The organism is Zhihengliuella salsuginis (assembly GCF_014651715.1).
Taxonomy (GTDB): domain Bacteria; phylum Actinomycetota; class Actinomycetes; order Actinomycetales; family Micrococcaceae; genus Zhihengliuella; species Zhihengliuella salsuginis.
Window position 1 is genome coordinate 15,966 of sequence record NZ_BMXK01000010.1, and the last position, 20,861, is coordinate 36,826.

Genomic DNA, 20,861 nt, shown 5'->3' on the forward strand with positions numbered 1-20,861 from the left:
AGCGGACCATGAGGTGGACATGAGAAGACTCTCATCCAAGCACGACGTGAACGCGGGGTGGACGCCCCTGGTCAGAAGGTACCCGCTCCGCCCTGGCCTGGCCAGCCGTACGACGACGTGTCAGTCGGCGATGTAGGCGGCCAGGTGGCGGCCGGTGAGCGAGGAGTCGTCCTGGACCAGCTCTCCCGGAGTGCCCTCGAACACGACCGTGCCGCCGTCGTGCCCTGGGCCGGGTCCGAGATCGATGACCCAGTCGGCGTGCGCGACGACCGCGAGGTGGTGCTCGATCACGATCACGGTGCGTCCGGCGTCCACGAGCCGGTCCAGCAGGCCCAGCAGGTTCTCGACGTCCGCGAGGTGCAGTCCCGTGGTGGGCTCGTCCAGCACGTAGACGTCGCCCTTCTCGCCCATCTGGTTGGCGAGCCTGATGCGCTGCCGTTCTCCGCCCGAGAGCGTGGACAGCGGCTGCCCGAGCTTGAGGTACCCGAGTCCGACGTCGTGCAGCCGGCCCAGGATCTTCGCCGCGGCCGGGAGCTTGGCCTCGCCGTCGGTGAAGAAGTCGCGCGCCTGGTCGACGGGCAGGTCCAGCACCTCGGTGATGTCCTTGCCGCCGAGCGTGTACTGCAGGACCTCCGCCATGAAACGCTTGCCGCCGCAGTCCTCACACGGGGTCTCCACCGTGTCCATGAACCCGAGCTCGGTGACGATCACTCCGGCGCCCTTGCAGGACGGGCAGGCGCCGGCCGAATTGGCGCTGAACAGGGCGGGCTTGACGCCGTTGGCCTTGGCGAAGGCCTTGCGGATCGGCTCCAGCAGGCCCGTGTAGGTCGCAGGGTTCGAACGCCTGGACCCCTTGATGGCCGTCTGGTCGATCGCGACCACGCCGTCGAGCGGGGCGACGTACTGGTGGATGAGCGAGCTCTTTCCCGACCCGGCGACACCCGTGACCACGGTGAGGACCCCGTGCGGGACTTCCACGTCGACGTCGCGCAGGTTGTTCGCGGTGGCGCCGCGGACTGCGAGGACGCCGTCCGGCTGGCGCACCTCGTCCTTGAGCCGTGCCCGGTAGTCCAGGTGCCGCCCGGTCACCGTGCCGCTGGCCTTGAGCCCGGCCAGGTCGCCCTCGAAGCAGATCTCGCCGCCGTGGCTTCCCGCCCCGGGCCCGAGATCCACGATGTGGTCCGCAATGGCGATGACCTCCGGCTTGTGCTCCACGACCATGACCGTGTTGCCCTTGTCCCGCAGCCGGCGCAGGAGCGTGTTCATGCGCTCGATGTCGTGCGGGTGCAGGCCCGTGGTCGGCTCGTCGAAGACATAGGTGACGTCCGTCAGCGGGGATCCCAGGTGGCGGAGCATCTTGATGCGCTGCGCCTCGCCCCCGGAGAGGGTGCCGGAGGGCCGGTTCAGGCTCAGGTAGCCGAGGCCGAGCGTCACGAAGGAGTCCAGCATCTCTCCGAGACCCTTGAGCAGGGGCGCCGCCGCGGGAAGGTCGAGGCCGTGGACCCACTCGGCGAGATCGGAGACCTGCATCCGGCTGGCGTCCGCGATCGAGATCCCCTCGATCAGGCAGTGCCGCGCGGCTTCCGTCAGGCGCGTTCCATCGCAGGCCGGGCAGGAGGTGAAGACCGCGATCCGCTCGACGAAGGCACGGATGTGGGGCTGCAGCGAGTCGACGTCCTTGGACAGCATCGACTTGGTGATCTTCGGGATCAGGCCCTCGTAGGTCATGTTCATGTCCAGCGCGCGGATCTTGGTGGCCTCCTTGTACAGGAAGTCCTGCCGCTGCTGCTCCGTGAACGTGGAGACGGGCTGATCGGCCGGGAAGAAGCCGGACTCGGCGAAGCCCTTGACCATCCAGCCGTCCGCCGTGTAGCCGGGGACCTTGATCGCGCCCTCGAGCACCGACTTGGACTCGTCGACGACCTCCGCCAGGTTGATGTCCGACACGGTGCCGCGGCCCTCGCACTCCGGGCACATGCCGCCGAGGTAGACGACGTCCTTGACGATCTTCTTCTCGCCCTTGGCGCTGGTCATCACGCCGCTGGCCTTCTGCGTCGGGATGTTGAACGAGAAGGCGGTCGGGCCGCCGATGTGCGGGTCCCCCAGCCGGCTGAACAGGATGCGCAGCATCGAATCGGCATCCGTCACCGTGCCGACGGTGGAGCGCGGATTGGCGCCGAGCCGTTCCTGGCCGACCGTGATCGCCGTCGTGAGTCCCTCGAGGAGCTCGACGTCCGGGCGCGGCACGGACGGCATGAACCCCTGCACGAACGCGCTGTAGGTCTCGTTGATCATCCGCTGCGACTCGGCGGCGACGGTCCCGAAGACCAGGGACGACTTGCCGGAGCCGGAGACCCCGGTGAAGACCGTCAGCCGACGCTTCGGGACGTCCAGGTCGACTCCGCGCAGGTTGTTCTCGCGGGCCCCGCGGACGCGGATCGTGTCGTGCGAATCGGCGGGAGGCAGAACGGTGGCGGGTTCGTTGCGGGTCATGAGGCCATTGTGCACCATGCCCCGGAACGCGGCAGGGCGCCCACGCTGGTGCGTGGGCGCCCTGCTCGTCGGCCGTTGCGACCGGAGGCCTAGTTGCTGCGGTCCTCGAAGTTGCGTCCGGTGCGCGGCTTGCCCTTGAAGCCGCCGGCCTTGCGGTTGCCGTCCTTGCGGAAGCCGCCCGACTTGCCCTTGAAGCCACCGCCGCCGCCTTCACGCTGCGGCTTGCGGCCGGCGTCGAGCTCCAGCTGGATCAGTTCGCCGCCGATGCGGGTCCGCGACAGGGCCCGCCACTGGTCCTTGGACAGGTCCGCCGGCAGTTCGACGAGCGAGTGGTCGCTGCGGATGTCGATGCCGCCGATCTCGGTGGCCGTGAAGCCGCCCTCGTTGGCCAGGGCGCCGACGATCGAACCCGGCATGACGCGCTGGCGACGGCCGACCGCGATGCGGTAGGTGGCGTTGCCCTCGGTCAGCGCGCGCGTCGGGCCGCGGGAGCCGAAGCCGTCCTTGGCGCCCTTGGCCATGCGGACCTGCTTCGCCGGCGGGGTCGGCATCTCCTCCATGAGCAGCGGGCGGCCGCCCTGGGCCATGTGGGCCAGGGCCGCGGCTGCCTCGACCGCGGTGACGTCGTTCTCCTCGACGTACTTCTCGACGAGGTTGCGGAAGACGCTCAGGTCCTCCGACTCGCGCGTCGCCGTGATGCGCTGGGCGAACTTGCTGAGGCGCTTGTCGTTGACGATGTCGACGCTCGGCAGCTGCATGAGCTCGACCGGCTGGCGGGTCGCCTTCTCGATGGCGCGCAGCAGGTACTTCTCGCGCGGCGTCATGAAGAGGATCGCGTCGCCCGTGCGGCCGGCGCGGCCGGTGCGGCCGATGCGGTGCACGTACGACTCGGTGTCGTGCGGGATGTCGTAGTTGATGACGTGGCTGATGCGCTCCACGTCGAGCCCGCGGGCGGCGACGTCGGTGGCGACCAGGATGTCGATCTTGCCCGCACGCAGGTTCTCGACGGTGCGCTCGCGCTGCTGCTGCGGGATGTCGCCGTTGATCGCGGCCGCGGTGAAACCGCGCGCCTTGAGCTTGTCGGCGATGTCCTCGGTGGCCATCTTGGTGCGCACGAAGGTGATGACGCCGTCGTGCGCCTCGGACTCGAGGATCCGGGTGACCGCATCCAGCTTGTGCGGGCCCATGACCTGCGCGTAGCGCTGGCGGATGTTCTTGCCGGTCGACGTGCTCGACTTGACGGTGACTTCCTGGGGATTGCGCAGGTACTGCTTGGAGATGCGGCGGATCGAGCTCGGCATCGTGGCCGAGAACAGGACGACCTGCTTGTTCTCCGGGGTGGCCTCCAGGATCTTGTCGACCTCTTCGGCGAAGCCCATGCGCAGCATCTCGTCGGCCTCGTCGAGGACGACGTACTGCAGGTCGGAGAGGTCCAGCGAGCCCTTGCTGATGTGGTCGATGACGCGGCCCGGCGTGCCGACGACGACCTGGGCGCCACGGCGCAGACCGCTCAGCTGCGGGCCGTACGGCGAGCCGCCGTAGACCGGCAGGACGGTGACGTCCTGCATGTGCTTGGTGTAGGAGCTGAACGCCTCGGCGACCTGGAGCGCGAGCTCGCGGGTCGGTGCGAGCACCAGCACCTGGGTGTTGCGGGTCGGGCCGTTCAGGTCGGCCAGTTCGGCCAGGCGCGACAGGGCCGGGACGGCGAACGCGGCGGTCTTGCCGGTGCCCGTCTGGGCGACGCCGACGACGTCGTTGCCCTCCAGCAGGAGGGGGATGGTGGCGGCCTGGATCGGCGACGGCTTCTCGTAGCCGACGTCGCTCAGGGCGGCGAGGACACGGCCGTCGATGCCGAGCTCGGCGAAGGTGACGGTGTTCTCTTCTTCGGTGGTGGAGTTTTCGGACACGGCGGAAGACTGCTGCTCAGAAGACACTGAGATATAACCTCGATCATTAGGGGAGGCGGTGCGGCTGGACGGCCCCGTTGGACGGTCCCAGCCGTGATGCACCGCGGCACATTTCGGACGCGATCACTTCGGCCCGGCGGCTCCCCTATGGCACTGACCCGCGAGGCTGCAACACTCGAGATTGAACTCAGGCAGCGAGCGGATAACACACACGACTCGGAAGGGCTCTTGCCTCAAAAATTGGGCAGGATGCGAGGGAAACCGGAATCAGTGAACACTTCATTGTAGCGTTTCCGCGCCCGTCGTGGGTCGCCGGAGGCTGTGCCCTTGGGCACAACCGCTCCGGGCCCTTGGGCGCAACCCTTCGGAATCAGCGGGCGAGGACCTGCTCGACCTCCCGCGCCGCCTTCGGGGAGAGCTCCCACTCCCCGGCCCGGCGGCCGTCGCGCAGCGCGGCGGCCTGCTCGGGCGTCGGCCCCACGAAGAGGTCGCGCACGGTGATCCCGTGGCTCGGACGCATCACGACGGCGACCGCGTCACCCGCCGCGATCCGGCCCTTGCGGACCACCCGCAGGTAGCAGCCGGTGTCCGCCTGCTCGGTGAACCGGCGCACCCAGCGCTCCTCGCCCATCCGGCGGGCGAACGTGGCGCAGGGCGTCCGCGGGATCGTGACCTCCAGCTCCGCTTCGCCGATGGACCACCGCTCGCCGATCACGGCGTCGGAGACGGCCAGGCCGCTGATGCGCAGGTTCTCGCCGAACAGGCCGGCGGGGATGTCGCGGCCGAGGCGCTCGCCCCAGGCGTCGGCCTCCTCCTGCGCGTAGGCGTAGACGGCCTGCTCCTCGCCGCCGTGGTGCTCGCGGTCGGCCTGGACGTCCGCGTAGAGCCCCAGCCGGGCGACCTTCACGGCCGTCTCGACGGGCCGCTTGTCGATGGCCGTCACGCCCACGGCCCCGGCGTCGGGGGCGAGCTGGTGCACCCGGCACACGGCCTCGAGCCGGCCGACCGCGACCGGTTCGCCGACCGCGCGGGCCGCGGCCGCCGTCGTCGTGTCCCGGCCTGCGCCCGTTGTCGATTCCGTCATACCGACAGGCTACACATCCGGCGCGCAGGTTCGGAGGTAGGCTCGAATTCGTGAACAAGAAGCGCCACTCCCCCGCCTCGACCTCCCGCGACGAATCACCCGCCGGCGGTCGCCGGTTCGGCGCGTGGGCCTCCCTGCCGGCCACGGTCAAGGGCGCGATCTGGTGGTGGGGCGCCATGACGGCGGTCGTGCTCGGCTTCGCGGTCGCCGCGTTCGGCAACTTCGGCCTGATGCGCGACGACGGGGACAGGCTGGGGCTGCTGATGCTGGGCGTCCTGCTCGCGGCGCTCGGGCTCATGATCGGCTGGGGCACCGGGCGCCTGTGGCTCGGGCACCTCGCCGGCCGGACGCTGCTGACGACGTTCGGACTGATCGGCGGCCTGCCGCTGCTGCTGCGCGGTCCCCGCCTGATGCTGCCGGCGGCGGGGCTGCTGATCGGCGTCGTCCTGCTGTGGCTGCCGGCTTCGCGGCGCTACTTCAAGCCCCAGGCCAAGGCGGCCCGCGCCGCCCGCAAACGCATGAAGCCGTGACCCGGCGCTGCTGACTCCGGCGGGCGCGACGAGTAGGGTCGGAACGACACCGACCTGAAAGGACTGCTGAATGAGTGCGTTCTCCATCATCAACGCCCACGTCATCCCGATCGAGGGCGAACCGTACGACGGGACGGTCGTCGTCGAGGACGGCCGGATCGCCGCGGCGGGCCCCGGCATCGACCCCGTGGGCGAGAGACTGGACGCGGCCGGCCAGTGGCTGCTGCCCGGCTTCGTCGACGCCCACGTGCACCTCGGCATGGACCCCGAGGGCGAGAACGGTGCCACGGCCGACGTGAACGAGATGACCGACCCGGTCACTGCGGCCGCGCGCGCGATCGACGCCGTCGACCCCTTCGACCCGGGCTTCGACGACGCCCTGGCCGGCGGCGTGACCACCGTGAACGTCAACCCGGGCTCCGCGAACCCGATCGGCGGCCTCGCCGTGGCCCTGCACACCCACGGGCGCTACCTCGAGGAGATGGTGCTGCGCTCCCCCAGCGGCCTGAAGTCCGCGCTCGGCGAGAACCCCAAGCGGATCTACGGCGAGAAGAAGCAGACGCCGTCCACCCGCCTGGGCACCGCCATGGTCATCCGGCAGGCGTTCGCGGCGGCGCAGGACCACGTGGCGAAGATCGAGGCCGGCGAGCGGGTGGACCGGGACCCGAAGCTCGAGGCCCTGGCGATGGTGCTGCGGCGCGAGATCCCGTGGCGCCAGCACGCCCACCGGGCTGACGACATCGCGACCGCCCTGCGGATCGCCGACGAGTTCGGCTACGAGCTGGTGCTCGACCACGGCACCGAGGCGCACGTGCTCGCGGACGTCCTCGCCGAGCGCGGGACTCCGGTGCTGATCGGCCCGCTCTTCACCACCAAGTCCAAGGTCGAGCTGCGCGGGCGCTCGCTCGCGAACCCGGGCAAACTGGCCGCCGCCGGCGTCGACATCTCGATCATCACCGACCACCCCGTGGTGCCGATCGATTTCCTGGTGCACCAGGCGTCGCTGTCGGTGAAGGAGGGCCTCGACCCGGTGACCGCGCTGCGCTCGATCACCATCAACCCGGCGCGCGTGCTCGGCCTGGCCGACCGGATCGGCTCGATCGAGGCCGGCAAGGACGCCGACCTCGTCCTCTGGTCCGGCGACCCGCTCGACGTCATGCAGCGCGCCCGCCGCGTCTTCATCGGCGGCCGCACGGTCATGGAGTACGACGACGCCGCGCGCGCCCCGCGGGTGGCCGCACGCGGCGCCGCCTGACCCGCGGGACGGGCCGGGGCTACGCCAGCTTCGCGAACGCCTGCTCGAGGTCGGCGATCAGGTCCTCGGCGTCCTCGATGCCCACGGACAGGCGCAGCAGGTTCTCCGGGACGGCCAGCTCGGTGCCCTTCACGGACGCGTGCGTCATCTCCGACGGGTAGTTCATGAGGGACTCGATCCCGCCGAGCGACTCGGCCAGGGTGAACACGCGCGTCGCCTCGGCCACGGTGCGCGCCGCCCCCTCGCCGCCGGCGAACTGCACGGAGACCATGCCGCCGAAGCGCTTCATCTGCTTCTTCGCCAGCTCGTGCCCCGGGTGGTCCTCGAGCCCCGGGTAGAGCACCTTCTCGACCTCGGGGCGCTGCAGCAGCCAGGCCGCGACCTGCTCCGCGTTGTCCGAGTGCCGGTCCATGCGCACGCCGAGCGTCTTCAGCCCGCGCGTGGTCAGGAACGCGTCCATCGGCCCGTTCACGCCCCCGGCGGCGAACTGCATGAAGCCGATCTTCTCGGCCAGCTCGTCGTCGGAGGTCACGACGGCGCCGCCGACGACGTCCGAGTGCCCGCCGATGTACTTGGTGGTCGAGTGCACCACGATGTCCGCACCCATCGTCAGCGGCTGCTGGAGGTAGGGAGAGGCGAACGTGTTGTCGACGACCAGCAGGGCGCCCGCCGCGTGGGCGATGCCCGCGATCGCCTCGATGTCGGTGATCTTCATCATCGGGTTCGACGGGGTCTCGAGCCAGACCAGCTTCGCGCCCGTCTCGGCGACGGCCGCCTCCACGGCGGCGGTGTCGGCCATGTCGACCGGGGTGTTGCCGATGCCCCAGTCGCCGAAGATGCGGCTGATCAGGCGGTACGTTCCGCCGTAGGCGTCGTTGCCGAGCACGATGTGGTCGCCCGGGCGCAGGACCGCGCGGATGATCGCGTCCTCGGCGGCGAGCCCGGAGCCGAACGTCAGGCCGTGGCTGCCGAACTCGAGCGCGGCCAGCTGCTCCTGCAGCGAGTCGCGGGTCGGGTTGGTGCCGCGGCCGTACTCGTAGCCGTTGCGCAACCCGCTGATGCCGTCCTGGGCGTAGGTGGTCGAGAAGTGCACGGGCGGCACGACGGCGCCGGTGTGCGGCTCGAAGGCCTGACCGGCGTGGATGGCGCGCGTGTTGAATCCGGGGTTGTTCTCGGTGCTCATCGAAGTCCTCTGCGTGCGTCGGGGATGGGGATCAGGAGGTGCGGGCTGCGGCGTCGATCAGGTCCGCGCGGGTCAGGAGGCCGACCACGTCGCCGTCGAGCGTGACGACGGCGGCCGGTTCAGTGGACAACGCCGTCCGGGCGGCGTCGATTCCCTGCCGGGCGCCGAGCATGACCGGGAGCGCCTCCACATGCTCGCCCACGGGGGCGTCCAGGGGCGCTGCGCCGGAGAGGACGGCCTCGGAGAGCCCGCGGTCGGAGACGATGCCGGCGACCTCGCCCAGGCGCACGGCCGTGACCGGCCCCCCGGGCACGGCGGAGAGGACGGCCAAGGCCGGAAGCCCCGTGGACCGGAGCGCGGCGAGCGCCTCGCGCACGGTGGCCGTCGCCGGAACGTGCGCGATCTCCCGCCGGCCGGAGCCGCCGGCGAGCAGCGCGGAGACCTGCGCGGCACCGTCGTGCTGCGGTGCGGCCGCCGGCAGGAAGCCGTGGCGGGTCATCCACCCGTCGTTGAAGATCTTGGCGAGGTAGCCGCGGCCGCCGTCGGGCAGGATGACCACCACGACGTCGTCCTCGCTGAGGTTCTCGGCGGCGCGCAGGGCCGCCACAACCGCCATCCCGGACGAGCCGCCGACCAGCAGCCCCTCCTCCTCGGCGAGGCGCCGGGTCATCGCGAACGACTCGGCGTCGGTGACGGCCACGACCTCGTCGGCGACGGTCTTGTCGTAGTTGCCCGGCCACATGTCCTCGCCGACGCCCTCGACGAAGTAGGGGCGCCCGGTCCCGCCGGAGTAGACGGAGCCGTCGGGGTCGGCGCCGATGATCTTCACGGGGCCGGACTCGCGGTCGGCGGAGACGTCCTTGAGGTAGCGGCCGGTGCCGGTGATGGTGCCGCCCGTGCCGGCGCCGATCACGGCGTGGGTGACCTTCCCGTCGGTGTCGCGCCAGATCTCCGGGCCGGTCGATTCGTAGTGGCTCGCGGGCGCGGCCGGGTTGGAGAACTGGTCCGGCTTGTAGGCGCCGGGGATCTCGCGGCTCAGGCGGTCGGAGACGCCGTAATATGACTCGGGCGATTCCGGGGCCACGGACGAGGCCGTGACGACCACTTCGGCGCCGTACGCGCGCAGCACGTCCCGTTTCTCCTCCCCGACTTTGTCCGGGGTGACGAAGACGGTCTTGTAGCCCTTCTGCTGCGCGACCATGGCCAGGCCCACGCCGGTGTTGCCGGACGTCGGCTCGACGACGGTGCCCCCGGCCGCGAGTTTCCCGGCTGCTTCCGCCTCTTCGATCATTTTCAGAGAGATGCGGTCTTTGATGGAGCCGCCGGGGTTCAGGTACTCGAGTTTGACGAGGACGGTGGCGCTGAGGCCTTCGGTGACCCGGTTGAGCTTGACCAGCGGGGTGTCGCCGATCAGGTCCAGGACGGAGTTGGCGTATTTCATGACTTCGACTGTACCGGCGTAACGTGACGCACCATGAAGGATTGTTAACGTGGGTTCATGCTGGGCGGTCGCCGGACGCATTCGGCACGACAGAGGCCGGGCCCGGGCACGCGAAACGAGCGCGACGGGAGGCATCATGGAGTCCATGTCCACGCGCGCGATCACCCCGGATGCCGAGGGCGAATGGCGCCCCGCGGCAGCGTACTCGCTGGCGCAGACGCTCGGCGTGCTCCAGCGCGGAACCCACGACCCGACGGTCCGCGTCGGCGACTCCTCGGCCTGGCTCTGCTTCCGGCACGACGGCGGCCCGGTCACCCTGCGCCTCGACCTCGCCCGGGACCCCGCTCCGGCCCACGGCGACCCCGCCCCGGCGCTGCTGCGCTGGCGGGCCTGGGGCGAGGGCGCGCAGCACGACGGGTTCGCGGACGCCGTCGTGCGGCTCGCGGGTGGGGCCGACGACTGGTCGGTCTTCGACGCCGGCGACTTCCCCGCCGCCCTGCCCCCGATCGTCCAGCGGGCCCGGCGCGCCCATCCGGGGCTGCGGCTGCCGGCCACGGGCCGCGTCTTCGACGCGCTCGTGCCGGTCGTCCTCGAGCAGAAGGTGACGACCATCGAGGCGCGCTTCGCCTGGCGGTACCTCGCCGGCCGGTTCGGGGACGCGCCCCCGTCGCCGGCTTCCGGACCCGGAGACTCCGTCCTGCCGGCGGGGCTGCGCCTGCCGCCCACGCCGGCGCAGATCCGCCGCATCCCCTCGTGGGAGTGGCACGCGGCGCGCGTTGACTCCGCCCGGAGCCGGACCCTGCTGCGCGCGGCCGAGTCGGCGGCCGGCCTGGACCGGCTGGCGCGGTCGACGCTGGACGACCGGCCCGGGCGGGCCCTGCAGTCGCTGCCCGGGATCGGCCCCTGGACCGCCGCCGAGGTGCTCCAGCGCAGCCACGGAGACCCGGACTCGGTCTCCGTCGGCGACTTCCACCTGTCCGGCTTCGTCGGCGAGGCGCTCACCGGGAGCCGGACCGACGACGTAGGCATGCTGGACCTGCTGCGCCCGTGGCACGGGCACCGGCAGCGGGTCGTGAGGATGATCGCCGCCTCAGGGTTCCGGAAGCAGGCCCACGGCCCGCGGCTGGCACCACGCGACTACCGGAGGTTCTAGGCCTCCCCGCCCTCGATCAGCCGGGATGCCTCGGCGCGCATCTCGACCTTGCGCACCTTGCCGGAGACGGTCATGGGGAAGCTGCTGCGGACCTGCACGTAGCGCGGGATCTTGTAGTGGGCGATCCGACCCGTGCAGTACTCGCGGACGTCGTCGACGGTCAGCGGTCCCACCCCCTCCTTGAGGATGATGCAGGCCATGATCTCCTCGCCGTATTTCTCGTCGGGGACGCCGATGACCTGGACGTCCTGGACCGAGGGGTGCTGGTAGAGGAACTCCTCGATCTCGCGCGGGGAGATGTTCTCGCCGCCGCGGATGACCAGATCCTTGATGCGGCCCTCGATCCTGACGTAGCCGTCCGGGTCCATCGAAGCCAGGTCGCCGGTGTGCATCCAGCCGCCTTCGTCGATGGCCTCGGCGGTCTTCGCCCCGTCGTTCCAGTACCCCTGCATGACGGCGTAGCCGCGGGTGCAGAGCTCGCCCTGCTCGCCGCGGGCGACCACCGCTCCGTCCAGGGGGCTGACGATCTTGGACTCGAGGTGCGGCATCGTGCGCCCGACGGTCTGGGTGCGCCGCGCCAGCGAATCGTCGACGCGGGTCATGGTGGAGACCGGAGAAGTCTCGGTCATGCCGTAGCAGATGGCGACCTCGCTCATGTTCATCTCGCTGATGACCCGCTTCATGACCTCGACGGGGCAGGTCGAGCCGGCCATCACACCGGTGCGCAGGGTCGAGAGGTCGTAGTCGGCGAAGTCCGGCAGCGCCAGCTCGGCGATGAACATGGTCGGCACGCCGTAGAGGCTCGTTCCGCCGTAGCGCTGAACGGCGGCCAGCGCCTCGTCGGCCTTGAACGCACGCCCCGGAACGACGGTCGAGGCGCCGTGCGAGAGCGCGGCCAGGTTGCCGATCACCATGCCGAAGCAGTGGAAGAACGGGACGGCGATGACGACCTTGTCCTGCCCCGTCTCGGAATCCGCGCCCGCGTAGGAGAGCAGAGAGCCGATGTGGAATCCGTTGTTGAGCAGGTTCCGGTGGGAGAGCGTCACGCCCTTGGGGAACCCCGTGGTGCCGGAGGTGTACTGCAGGTTGATCGCGTCGTCCGGGGCCAGGGAGCCCAGTCTCCGGTCGAGGTCATCCGCGGAAACCTCTCCGGCCCGCTGGACCAGCGCGGCGAACGTCGACTCTCCCTGGCGGAGATCGCCGGCGCCGTCGTACCGGGCACCCGCGGCGGCAGCCATGTCGGGCAGGAGGACCACCTGCTCGAGCGACCCGGCCGCCTCGAGGACGCCGCGGGCCATGGCGGTAAAGTCGCTGCGCTCGTCGTCGGGTGCGGCGACGAGCATCTTCATCCCGCACTGGCCGACCACGAACTCCAGCTCGTGGCGGCGGTAGGCGGGGTTGATGTTGACCAGGATGGCCCCCATCTTGCTGGTCGCGTACTGCAGCAGCGTCCACTCTGCGCAGTTCGGGCTCCAGATGCCGACGCGGTCGCCGGCTTCGATCCCGGCCGCCATCAGGGCGCGCGCCAGCTCGTCGGTATCGCGGTCCATCTCGGCATACGTCCACGACCGCCCGGTCAGCGCCTCCTCCATCGCCACGGCGCCGGGCGTGCGGCCCGCGACCAGCCTGAAGTTGGCCCCGATCGTCTGTTCGAGGATCTCGACTCCGTCGCCGCCGGCGGTGTAGGAATCGGTCGCGGTGAATGAATCCGTAAGGGTCATCTGTGGCTCCCTGGTGCTGACATCCGTCTGTGATCTAGACCATACAACGCAAAAGGTGAATGGTCATTAACGTGACTGATGCCACACCGGGGAGCGGCGCTTCCGCCCGCCTATCGGGCGCCGTGGATCACCGCGGTACTAGTCACCCTTGGTTTCGGTGCCTGCCTCCTGTGCGGCGACCTGGGCGTGCACCTCGTCCATGTCGAGCGCCTTGACGGCGTCGACCAGCTCGGCCAGCTGCGGCGCGCCGACCGCGCCGGGCTGCGAGTACACGAGGACCTTCTGCCGGAACGCCATCAGCGTCGGGATCGAGGTGATGCCGGCCGCGGCGGCCAGGGAGCGCTCCGCCTCGGTGTCGACCTTCGCGAAGGCGATGTCCGGGTGCTGCTCGGAGACCTGCTGGTAGACGGGCGCGAACTGCTTGCACGGTCCGCACCAGTCGGCCCAGAAATCGACGAGGACGATCTCGTTGTCCTCGAGCGTCTGAGGGAAGTCTGCTTCGGTGATATCTACGGTAGCCATCCCCCCACGGTAACCGGATCGACCTGCCCACGGCCCCGTCCTTCGCCGAGAGGTGAACAACCCGGACCGGATGCCCCGGTTATCCACAGATCGGCCCGCCCCGGTTCCGGCGGGCCCGATCCGCGCATAGCGTCCTCAAGGTACCGACCGGAACCGAACCAGGAGGGCCCAATGCCGCGGTGTTCACTGCTGATGATCTTCGAAGACCTCCCCCTGCCCGAGGCGGTGGGCCGCTGCGCCGATCTGGCCGACGAGTTCCGGCGCGAGTCGCCGTTCGCGCCGAGCGTGTCACGGCAAGAGCTCTACGCCGTCGGGGCGGCCGGTCGCATCCAGGCGAAGATCAGGCCGCCGCACCCCCTCGTCCCCCGGGACGCGGCCGCGACGGAGCTCGGTTCCGTGCACGCGATCTGGGCCCGGGGACGGTGGCAGACGCCGGACAAGTGCCGGCCGGCGCCGCCCGATGACAACGGGGCATCGGCCTGGCAGTGGGCGCACTACGATGCAGTGATGAACGCCACCCCGACGGCGTGGATGGTCTTGTGGGATCTGGAGCTCGCCGGGGAGCTGGCCGCATGAGGACCGGGCATGCAAGAAGGGCCCGAACTCCTCGATTTCGAGGAACTCGGACCCTTCTCGTTCGGTGGCAGATGAGGGATTCGAACCCCCGTAGGCATTGCCAGCTGATTTACAGTCAGCCCCCTTTGGCCGCTCGGGTAATCTGCCGAACGTTCCCATCGGAACGAGAAAACACTCTACAGAACTTTCTACCGAGAATCGAATCGGGTGCTTCCCGGTAGGCTGGGAGGCAGACATCAACCAACCCGGGAGGTATATCGATGGCCAGCGATTCTACGTTCGACGTCGTCAGCAAGGTCGACAAGCAGGAGGTCTCGAACGCGCTCATCCAGGCGCAGAAGGAGATCGCACAGCGCTACGACTTCAAGGGCGTCGGCGCGGAGATCGACTACAGCGGCGAGACGATCCTGCTGAAGGCGTCCACCGAGGAGCGCGTCAACACGGTGCTCGACGTCTTCCAGTCCAAGCTCGTCAAGCGCGGCATCTCGCTCAAGTCCCTCGACGCCGGCGAGCCGTACGCGTCCGGCAAGGAGTACCGCCTGGAGGCCTCCATCAAGGAGGGCATCGCCCAGGACGTGGCGAAGAAGATCAACAAGCTGATCCGCGACGAGGCACCCAAGGGCGTCAAGTCGTCCATCCAGGGCGACGAGCTCCGCGTCTCCTCCAAGTCGCGCGACGACCTGCAGGCGACCATGACCCTGCTCAAGGGCTTCGACGAGGCGGATCTGCAGTTCGTGAACCTGCGCTAGGTTCCGCAGCAGCCCGTACGACGACGGCCGGTGACGCACTCGCGCGTCACCGGCCTTCGTCGTCCCCGGGTCAGTGCCCGAGCGGGCGTCCGGCCATCCGCTCGAGCCGGGCGATGCGGTCGTCCATCGGCGGGTGCGTGGCGAAGAGCTTCTTGGCGCCGCCCAGGAACGGGTTGGCGATCATCAGGTGCGACGTGTTGACCAGCCGCTGCTCCTCGGGCAGCGGGGCCCGCTGCACGCCTGTCTCGAGCTTGCGCAGCGCGGCGGCCAGGGCGAGCGGGTCGCCCGTCAGCTGGGCGCCGTCCTCGTCGGCGTCGTACTCGCGGGTGCGGCTGACGGCCATCTGGATCAGGGACGCGGCCAGCGGTGCCAGCAGCGCCATGGCGATCATCGCGATCGGATTCGCGTTGCGCCGGTCCCCGCCGCCGAAGAACAACATGAACTGGGCCACGGCCGTCACCACGCCGGCCACGGCGGCCGCCACGGAGGACGTGAGGATGTCGCGGTTGTAGACGTGCATGAGCTCGTGCCCGAGCACGCCGCGCAGCTCGCGTTCGCTGAGCAGCTGCAGGATGCCCTCCGTGCAGCAGACGGCCGCGTTCTCCGGGTTCCGCCCCGTGGCGAACGCGTTCGGCGCCATGGTCGGCGACACGTAGAGCCGCGGCATGGGCTTCTGGGCGGTGATCGAGAGCTCGCGGACGATCCGGTACATCTGCGGCTGCTGCGCCTCCGTCACCGGGTACGCCTGCATCGACCGGATCGCGATCTTGTCCGAGTTCCAGTAGCCGTAGGCCGTGGTCCCGACGCCGAACAGGGCGAACAGCCAAATGAACATCGACTGCCCGGTGCCGGAGGCGATGAGCGAGCCGATGAGCAGGAGCAGGCCGAACAGGGCCCCGAGCAGGAGCGCCGTCTTCAGTCCGTTGTTGTGATTGTGCACGCTGTCATCTTACCGGCGGATCGCGCCTGCGGGGCGACGATTCACCCACGGCGCAGAGCATGCACACCAACCCCACAGGATCCGCCCAGCGCGGTCACGGGGTGGGGTTGCGGGCGTCGTAGCGCATGAAGGACGGCAGCCAGCGGACCAGAACGGTGGCCAGCACCACGCACAGGGCGCCGCCGCCGATCATGACCCAGGCCTCGCCGGCCAGCCCCGCGGCCCCGCCGGCGACCATCTCGCCGACGCGCGGGCCGCCGGCGACGACCACGATGAAAACGCCCTGGAGCCGCCCGCGCAGGTGGTCGGGCGTGGCCGACTGCAGGATGGTGTTGCGGAAGACGCCGCTGACGGAGTCGGCGACGCCGGCCAGCGCCATGAAGGCGGCGGCCGGCCACAGCCAGTCACCGGCCCCGCCTCCGTCCGACAGCGGATCCCGGGACGCGAGGAAGACGACGACGCCGAACCCGCCGACGCACAGCCCCCACGCCACGACGGACGCGTAGACGGCCGCCCCGTGGCGGTTGATCCGCGTCAGCGGGCCCGAGAAGAGACCGGTCAGGAAGGCGCCGAGCGCCGTCGCCGCGAGCAGGACGCCGACGGTGGTCTCCCCGCCGCCGATGAGCACCGCGCCGATCGCCGGCAGCAGGGCGCGCGGTGCCGCGGTGATCATCGCGACCAGGTCGATCAGGAACGTCATGCGCACGTTCGGCTTGGTGGCGAGGAACCGGAAGCCCTCCCCCACCGACGCCAGACCGACGCGTCGACGGCGGGGCGCGGCCGCCGTCGTACCCGCCTCCCCGGCGTCCGCCGCGGGCTGCGCGACCGGCAGCGGCGGGAGCCGGAAAACCGCCCACAGGGCGGCCAGATAGGTGACGACGTCCACGGTGTAGGTCCACGCGTAGCCGACCGTGGCCACCAGGACGCCCCCGAGCAGCGGGCCGACCATCATGGCCACACCGAAGGTGACCATGTTCAGGGCGTTGGCGGCCGGCAGGAGCCGGGTGCCGACGAGGGCGGGGATGATCGCGCCGCGGGTCGGCTGGTTGATGCCGCCGGCCCCCGAATGGACCGCGATCAGCCCGTAGAGCACCCAGACGTTCTCGACGCCGGCCCAGGCCTGGGCGGCGATGGCCGCGGTCGCGCCCCACAACACGGCGGAGGAGGCGAGGGCGACCCTGCGGCGGTCGAAGTGGTCGGCGACGGCGCCCCCGTAGAGGCCCGCGACGACCAGCGGGACCACCGCGAAGGCCCCCAGCAGGCCGACGTGGAAGCTGGACCCGGTGAGTTTGTAGACCTCGAGGCTGACCGCGACGAGCGTGAGCTGGCTGCCGACCGCCGAGAGCGCGTTCCCGATCCAGAGCCGGCGGAACGCCGGGCTGACCTTCAGCGGCGTGAGGTCGGCGAGGAATCGGGGCACAGACGCAGTCTAGTCGCCTGGGGCAATCACTTCCGGTTCAGGCGGCTCTCCGCCCAGACGCCGATGCCGACGACGACCGCGCCCGCGATCGCGAGCCCGATCACCGGCCCGAGGGTTCCGGGCTCGATCGGGACCACGTTGCGGGCCTCGTCCTGCCACGGCCACAGCGCGCGCAGGCCGCCGGCCATGAGCCCCGTGATGACCACCATGGTCACGTGGTGCCGTGTGCGCAGCAGGCGGCGCAGGCCCAGAATGATGAGGACCCCGCCCGTGGCCGCGCCGACGAGGAAGAGGCCGAGGTAGCCGAGGTCGCGGTTGTTCACGGCCTCGAGCGTCGGCTCGTAGAGGCCCAGCGCGAGCAGGAGGAAGGAGCCGGACAGGCCCGGCAGGGCCAGCGCGCAGACTGCGATCGCGGCGCAGCCCATGATCGTCAGCGGGGTGATCTCCAGGGGTGCGGTCGGCAGGCTGACGGCGAACGCCGTCACGAGCGCCGCGACCGCGAGGTACAGCCAGTCGCGCATCCGCCAGTCGCCCGCCATCCGGATCGGGATGAGCAGGGAGACCAGGACCATGCCGAAGAACGCGGCGCGCATCAGCACGGGGTGGTCCTCGACGAGGGACTCCATCACGCGGGACATCGTCAGGATCGCCGCGCCCATGCCGATGACCAGCGGGAGGACCAGCAGCCAGTCGACCTCGCGCAGGCGCTCCAGCCCGCGGCGGCGTACCGCCGCCCCGCGGAAGAGACCCGAGACGAGCAGGAAGAGTCCGGCGATCGCCGCCGAGGCCGACGCGATGAGGCGCTCGTAGATCATGACGACCAGGGCGACGGTGCCGCCGCTGACGCCGGGCATCACCTCGACGGCGCCGATCAGGCCGCCGCGCAGCACGTTGGCCGCGACCTCGGGCACGGCGCGGCGCTTCACGGGGGGAGCCTGCTGGGTTGTGTTCACGTCGTCCTCGTCCTCGTCCAGTCGCTTCGCATCAGGCGCCGGCGCCCGCCGCGCGCACGCTCTCGCTGGAGACACGGACCATCTCCTCGCGGGGAACCACCTTGATCCGCTCGCGGGTGATCTCTCCGGCGTCGGTCTGGAGCGCACCGGCCGCCTCCCCGAGCGAGCGCTCGTGGGCGTCGAGCGCGAGCCAGCCCTCCCACGTCGTGTACTCGACACCGCGGTCGGCCAGGAACTCGAGGACCGCCTGCTCGCCGGGCTCCGACGCCGGCGGCAACTCGGTCCGGTCCTCGAGGAGGTTGCCGACCGTCTCCAGGGCGTCGCCCTTGGTGTGGCCGATGAGGCCGACCGGACCGCGCTTGATCCAGCCCGTCGTGTAGATGCCGGGCACCGTGGCGCCGTCCGCGTCCAGGACGCGGCCGCCATCGTTCACGACGACGCCGCGCTTGGCGTCGAACTCGAGTTCGGGCAGCTCGGAGCCGAAGTAGCCGATGGCGCGGTAGACGGCCTGCAGCGGGTACTCGACGATCTCGCCGGTGCCGCGGACGTTGGCCGTGCCGTCGAGTTCCTGGCGTTCGAACCTCATGCCGGCGACCTTCCCGTCCTCGCCCACGACCTCGACCGGGGAGTGCAGGAAGTGCAGGTGCAGGCGGCGGCTGGCCGGCTCGTGGTCCGGGTCCTCCTCGCGCTCGTCCTGCTCGACCATCCAGTTCGCCAGGGTGTTGACCATGGTCTTGACCTGGTTGTTGGTCTTGATGGCCTCGTCGGAGGCCTCGTCGAACTCGAAGTCCTCCGGGTAGAGCACGATGTCGACGTCGCGGCTGTGCGAGAGCTCGCGCAGCTCCAGCGGGGTGAATTTGACCTGTGCCGGGCCGCGGCGTCCGAACACGTGCACGTCGGTGACGGGCGAGTTCTTCAGGCCGGCGTAGACGTTGTCGGGGATCTCGGTGGCCAGCAGGTCGTCCGCGTGCTTGGACAGGACGCGGGCGACGTCGAGCGCGACGTTGCCGTTGCCGATCACGGCGACCTCCTTCGCGTCGAGGGGCCACTCGCGCGGCACGTCCGGATGCCCGTCGTACCAGGAGACGAAGTCGGCGGCGCCGTAGGACCCCTCGAGCTCGACGCCGGGGACGTCCATCGGCGCGTCCTTGATGGCGCCGGTCGCGAAGATCACGGCGTCGTACATGGCGCGGATGTCGGACAGCAGCAGGTCGCGGCCGTAGGTCACGTTGCCGATGAAGCGGATGTCCCCGCGGTCCAGCACCTTGTGCAGCGCCTTGACGATCCCCTTGATCCGCGGGTGGTCGGGCGCCACGCCGTAGCGGATCAGCCCGTAGGGCGCCGGGTAGGCGTCGAAGAGGTCGATCGAGACCTCGAAGTCGCGCTCGGCCTTGGTCAGGATGTCCGCTGCGTAGACGCCGGCGGGGCCGGCCCCGATGATGGCGACGCGCAGCGGGCGGTCTGCCGGGGCGGCGTCGGCCGCCGGAGTATCGACCTCGGCTGGGTTGGACACGTGGTTTCCTTCCGGAAGGGTTCGCGGGCACGCGGGTGGATTTAGCGCACGGCTACCTAGTCTAATTGCCAGTACGACTGCGTCCACACCAACGTGCCCGCGCTCACCTTTCCGGCCGGCGGAGGGGCCCCGCGATGGCCCCGCCCCGTCTGCAGTGGCTCCTGCAGACGAGGGCAGCGCATCAGATGCTGTCGATGATGTTCCCGACCTTGCGGCCGGTGCTGGTCGCCGTGACCTGGTTCTGCTCCAGCAGCCTGCGGACCCGCTGCACCAACGCAAGCGTGTCCTGACCGGCGGAGACCCACGCCTTCTCCTTGGCGTCGTAGCCCTCGCGGTTGTTGGCGTCCTCCCAGTTGTCCTGGACGAACTTCGCCTGCTGCTCGCGGTCGCCGATGATCGTCTCGATCCGTCCGGCGATGCGCAGCACGGTCGCCTCCATCTGCCCCGCGCTGGCCGTATCGAACTGAATGACGTCGCTGTTGCCCTTGCTCATGATCCTGTGTCCTTTGCCTGGTGTCTGAGGTTCGCTGATCCGCTGTGCCCGGAGGGCCTAGCGGCCGCCCAAGTTGAAGCCGGTGCTGCCCGAGGCGGCTGCGGCCACGGATGCGGCATCGCGCCCCTCGCTCTCCATCTCGGAATCCATGTCCAGGTACGCCTTCGCGGCGTCGGCCTGTCCGGCGGAGATGGAGGCCAGCGCGTGGATCAGCTCGCCCTGGACGCGGGTGCCCTCGTTGATGACGCGGGTGAACTCGGCTGCCGCGGAGCCCTTGAAGGTCGTCTGCAGCTCCTCGACGCCGTCGAGCATCTCCTCCACGAGCTTCACGAGGGTGAGGCCGGAGTCTTCCGACTGCTTGGATGCATCGCCCACGGAAGCGACACTCATTTTTCCCTTGAAATCGTTCATGGGGGTCTCCTCTAGGTTCGTTCGGCGGCGGACCCGCTGCGGGTGCCTCGCCGGTGCCCGCCTGCCGGGCTTATATCCATCCAACGGCGCAACGGACCGCGGGTCAAGGGCGGAGGATGGGGAGAACTACCCATATCGGGCGAAATCTGCGGCACACGGGCCCCCTACCTGACATGATGGACTGGAGCGAACACGCCGTTTCCATCACGCCGGACGCATCGGGGAGGACTGAATGTCATCGGAGTTCGACGCACAACTCATCGAATCCGTCTCGGTCCGCCGCGCCCGGTTGACGGACGCGCTGCTCTTCGGGAGCAACCCGACCGAGCGCCGCTGGAAGTCGCCCCTGAAGCTCTTCCTCGTCAGCATCGTGATCGCCGCCCTCGTCGCGGCGGTCTGCGTGGGCGTCTCGTTCATCACCAATATCTTCGAGCAACAGGCCGCGGAGAAGGAGAAACTCCGCGCCGCCGTCGTCCTCGTCGTCGACATCGAAGCACGCGCGGAGGCCTAACGAGAA

At 70.1% G+C, this 20,861-nt stretch carries 19 protein-coding genes and 1 tRNA gene; 6 read left to right on the forward strand and 14 right to left on the reverse strand.

The window, feature by feature from the left end; genetic code table 11:
• Nucleotides 1-120: 120 nt before the first annotated feature.
• The 3 genes from IE069_RS11760 to IE069_RS11770 form a co-directional block, all read right to left on the reverse strand.
• Nucleotides 121-2,493, reverse strand: a complete 2,373-nt coding sequence (locus IE069_RS11760; protein WP_189350755.1) for an ATP-binding cassette domain-containing protein — start codon at nt 2,491-2,493, stop codon at nt 121-123.
• A gap of 89 nt (nt 2,494-2,582) precedes the next feature.
• Nucleotides 2,583-4,400 carry a DEAD/DEAH box helicase gene (locus IE069_RS11765; protein WP_229791123.1) on the reverse strand — a complete coding sequence of 606 codons (1,818 nt, stop codon included), beginning with the start codon at nt 4,398-4,400 and terminating at the stop codon, nt 2,583-2,585.
• A 370-nt stretch (nt 4,401-4,770) separates the two neighbouring features.
• Nucleotides 4,771-5,484, reverse strand: a complete 714-nt coding sequence (locus tag IE069_RS11770) for an MOSC domain-containing protein (protein WP_189350759.1) — start codon at nt 5,482-5,484, stop codon at nt 4,771-4,773.
• 50 nt (nt 5,485-5,534) lie between these two features.
• Here IE069_RS11770 and IE069_RS11775 point away from each other — a divergent pair, with 50 nt between their 5' ends.
• Together IE069_RS11775 and IE069_RS11780 are read left to right on the forward strand one after the other, a co-directional pair.
• Entirely contained in the window at nt 5,535-6,014 is a 480-nt protein-coding gene (locus IE069_RS11775) for a hypothetical protein (RefSeq protein ID WP_189350761.1), read from the forward strand.
• A gap of 70 nt (nt 6,015-6,084) precedes the next feature.
• Complete coding sequence (locus IE069_RS11780) at nt 6,085-7,269, forward strand: amidohydrolase (RefSeq protein ID WP_189350762.1); 1,185 nt, start codon at nt 6,085-6,087, stop codon at nt 7,267-7,269.
• Nucleotides 7,270-7,288: 19 nt separating this feature from the next.
• Here the strand turns inward: IE069_RS11780 and IE069_RS11785 are convergent, their stop codons facing one another.
• Nucleotides 7,289-8,452: a cystathionine gamma-synthase gene (locus IE069_RS11785; protein ID WP_189350764.1), complete on the reverse strand. Its 1,164-nt coding sequence runs from the start codon at nt 8,450-8,452 to the stop codon at nt 7,289-7,291.
• Nucleotides 8,453-8,483: 31 nt separating this feature from the next.
• Nucleotides 8,484-9,893 carry a cystathionine beta-synthase gene (locus IE069_RS11790; protein WP_189350766.1) on the reverse strand — a complete coding sequence of 470 codons (1,410 nt, stop codon included), beginning with the start codon at nt 9,891-9,893 and terminating at the stop codon, nt 8,484-8,486.
• Between the two features lie 136 nt (nt 9,894-10,029).
• Between IE069_RS11790 and IE069_RS11795 the strand changes: the two genes are divergently transcribed.
• Nucleotides 10,030-11,046 (forward strand): DNA-3-methyladenine glycosylase family protein, encoded by a 1,017-nt coding sequence (locus tag IE069_RS11795; RefSeq protein WP_189350768.1) that lies wholly within the window; start codon nt 10,030-10,032, stop codon nt 11,044-11,046.
• On the opposite strand, the gene IE069_RS11800 is transcribed toward IE069_RS11795, so the two are convergent.
• Nucleotides 11,043-12,767: an AMP-binding protein gene (locus IE069_RS11800; RefSeq protein ID WP_189350769.1), complete on the reverse strand. Its 1,725-nt coding sequence runs from the start codon at nt 12,765-12,767 to the stop codon at nt 11,043-11,045. The genes IE069_RS11795 and IE069_RS11800 overlap by 4 nt on opposite strands.
• Before the next feature lie 138 nt (nt 12,768-12,905).
• Entirely contained in the window at nt 12,906-13,289 is a 384-nt protein-coding gene (locus tag IE069_RS11805; RefSeq protein ID WP_189350770.1) for a thioredoxin family protein, read from the reverse strand.
• Between the two features lie 171 nt (nt 13,290-13,460).
• On the opposite strand from IE069_RS11805, the gene IE069_RS11810 reads away from it, so the two are divergent.
• Entirely contained in the window at nt 13,461-13,865 is a 405-nt protein-coding gene (locus tag IE069_RS11810; protein WP_189350771.1) for a hypothetical protein, read from the forward strand.
• 65 nt (nt 13,866-13,930) lie between these two features.
• Here IE069_RS11810 and IE069_RS11815 read toward each other — a convergent pair.
• Nucleotides 13,931-14,012 (reverse strand) — tRNA-Tyr (locus tag IE069_RS11815).
• Between the two features lie 113 nt (nt 14,013-14,125).
• Between IE069_RS11815 and IE069_RS11820 the strand changes: the two genes are divergently transcribed.
• Nucleotides 14,126-14,614: a YajQ family cyclic di-GMP-binding protein gene (locus tag IE069_RS11820; RefSeq protein WP_189350772.1), complete on the forward strand. Its 489-nt coding sequence runs from the start codon at nt 14,126-14,128 to the stop codon at nt 14,612-14,614.
• 70 nt (nt 14,615-14,684) lie between these two features.
• Here the strand turns inward: IE069_RS11820 and htpX are convergent, their stop codons facing one another.
• From htpX to IE069_RS11850, 6 genes are all read right to left on the reverse strand, one after another.
• On the reverse strand, nt 14,685-15,554 hold the full coding sequence (htpX, locus tag IE069_RS11825) for a zinc metalloprotease HtpX (RefSeq protein ID WP_189350773.1): 870 nt from the start codon (nt 15,552-15,554) through the stop codon (nt 14,685-14,687).
• A 94-nt stretch (nt 15,555-15,648) separates the two neighbouring features.
• The gene (locus IE069_RS11830; RefSeq protein WP_189350774.1) at nt 15,649-16,974 is read right to left on the reverse strand and encodes an MFS transporter; all 1,326 of its coding nucleotides are present in this window, start codon (nt 16,972-16,974) and stop codon (nt 15,649-15,651) included.
• A 26-nt stretch (nt 16,975-17,000) separates the two neighbouring features.
• Entirely contained in the window at nt 17,001-17,927 is a 927-nt protein-coding gene (locus IE069_RS11835; RefSeq protein ID WP_189350775.1) for a DUF368 domain-containing protein, read from the reverse strand.
• 31 nt (nt 17,928-17,958) lie between these two features.
• Nucleotides 17,959-19,440: an FAD-dependent oxidoreductase gene (locus IE069_RS11840; protein ID WP_189350776.1), complete on the reverse strand. Its 1,482-nt coding sequence runs from the start codon at nt 19,438-19,440 to the stop codon at nt 17,959-17,961.
• A 181-nt stretch (nt 19,441-19,621) separates the two neighbouring features.
• Nucleotides 19,622-19,933: a hypothetical protein gene (locus IE069_RS11845; protein ID WP_189350777.1), complete on the reverse strand. Its 312-nt coding sequence runs from the start codon at nt 19,931-19,933 to the stop codon at nt 19,622-19,624.
• 57 nt (nt 19,934-19,990) lie between these two features.
• Nucleotides 19,991-20,344, reverse strand: coding sequence for a WXG100 family type VII secretion target (locus tag IE069_RS11850; protein WP_189350778.1), 354 nt, complete (start codon nt 20,342-20,344; stop codon nt 19,991-19,993).
• A 232-nt stretch (nt 20,345-20,576) separates the two neighbouring features.
• On the opposite strand from IE069_RS11850, the gene IE069_RS11855 reads away from it, so the two are divergent.
• Nucleotides 20,577-20,855 carry a hypothetical protein gene (locus IE069_RS11855; protein ID WP_189350779.1) on the forward strand — a complete coding sequence of 93 codons (279 nt, stop codon included), beginning with the start codon at nt 20,577-20,579 and terminating at the stop codon, nt 20,853-20,855.
• The last annotated feature ends 6 nt before the right edge of the window (nt 20,856-20,861 follow it).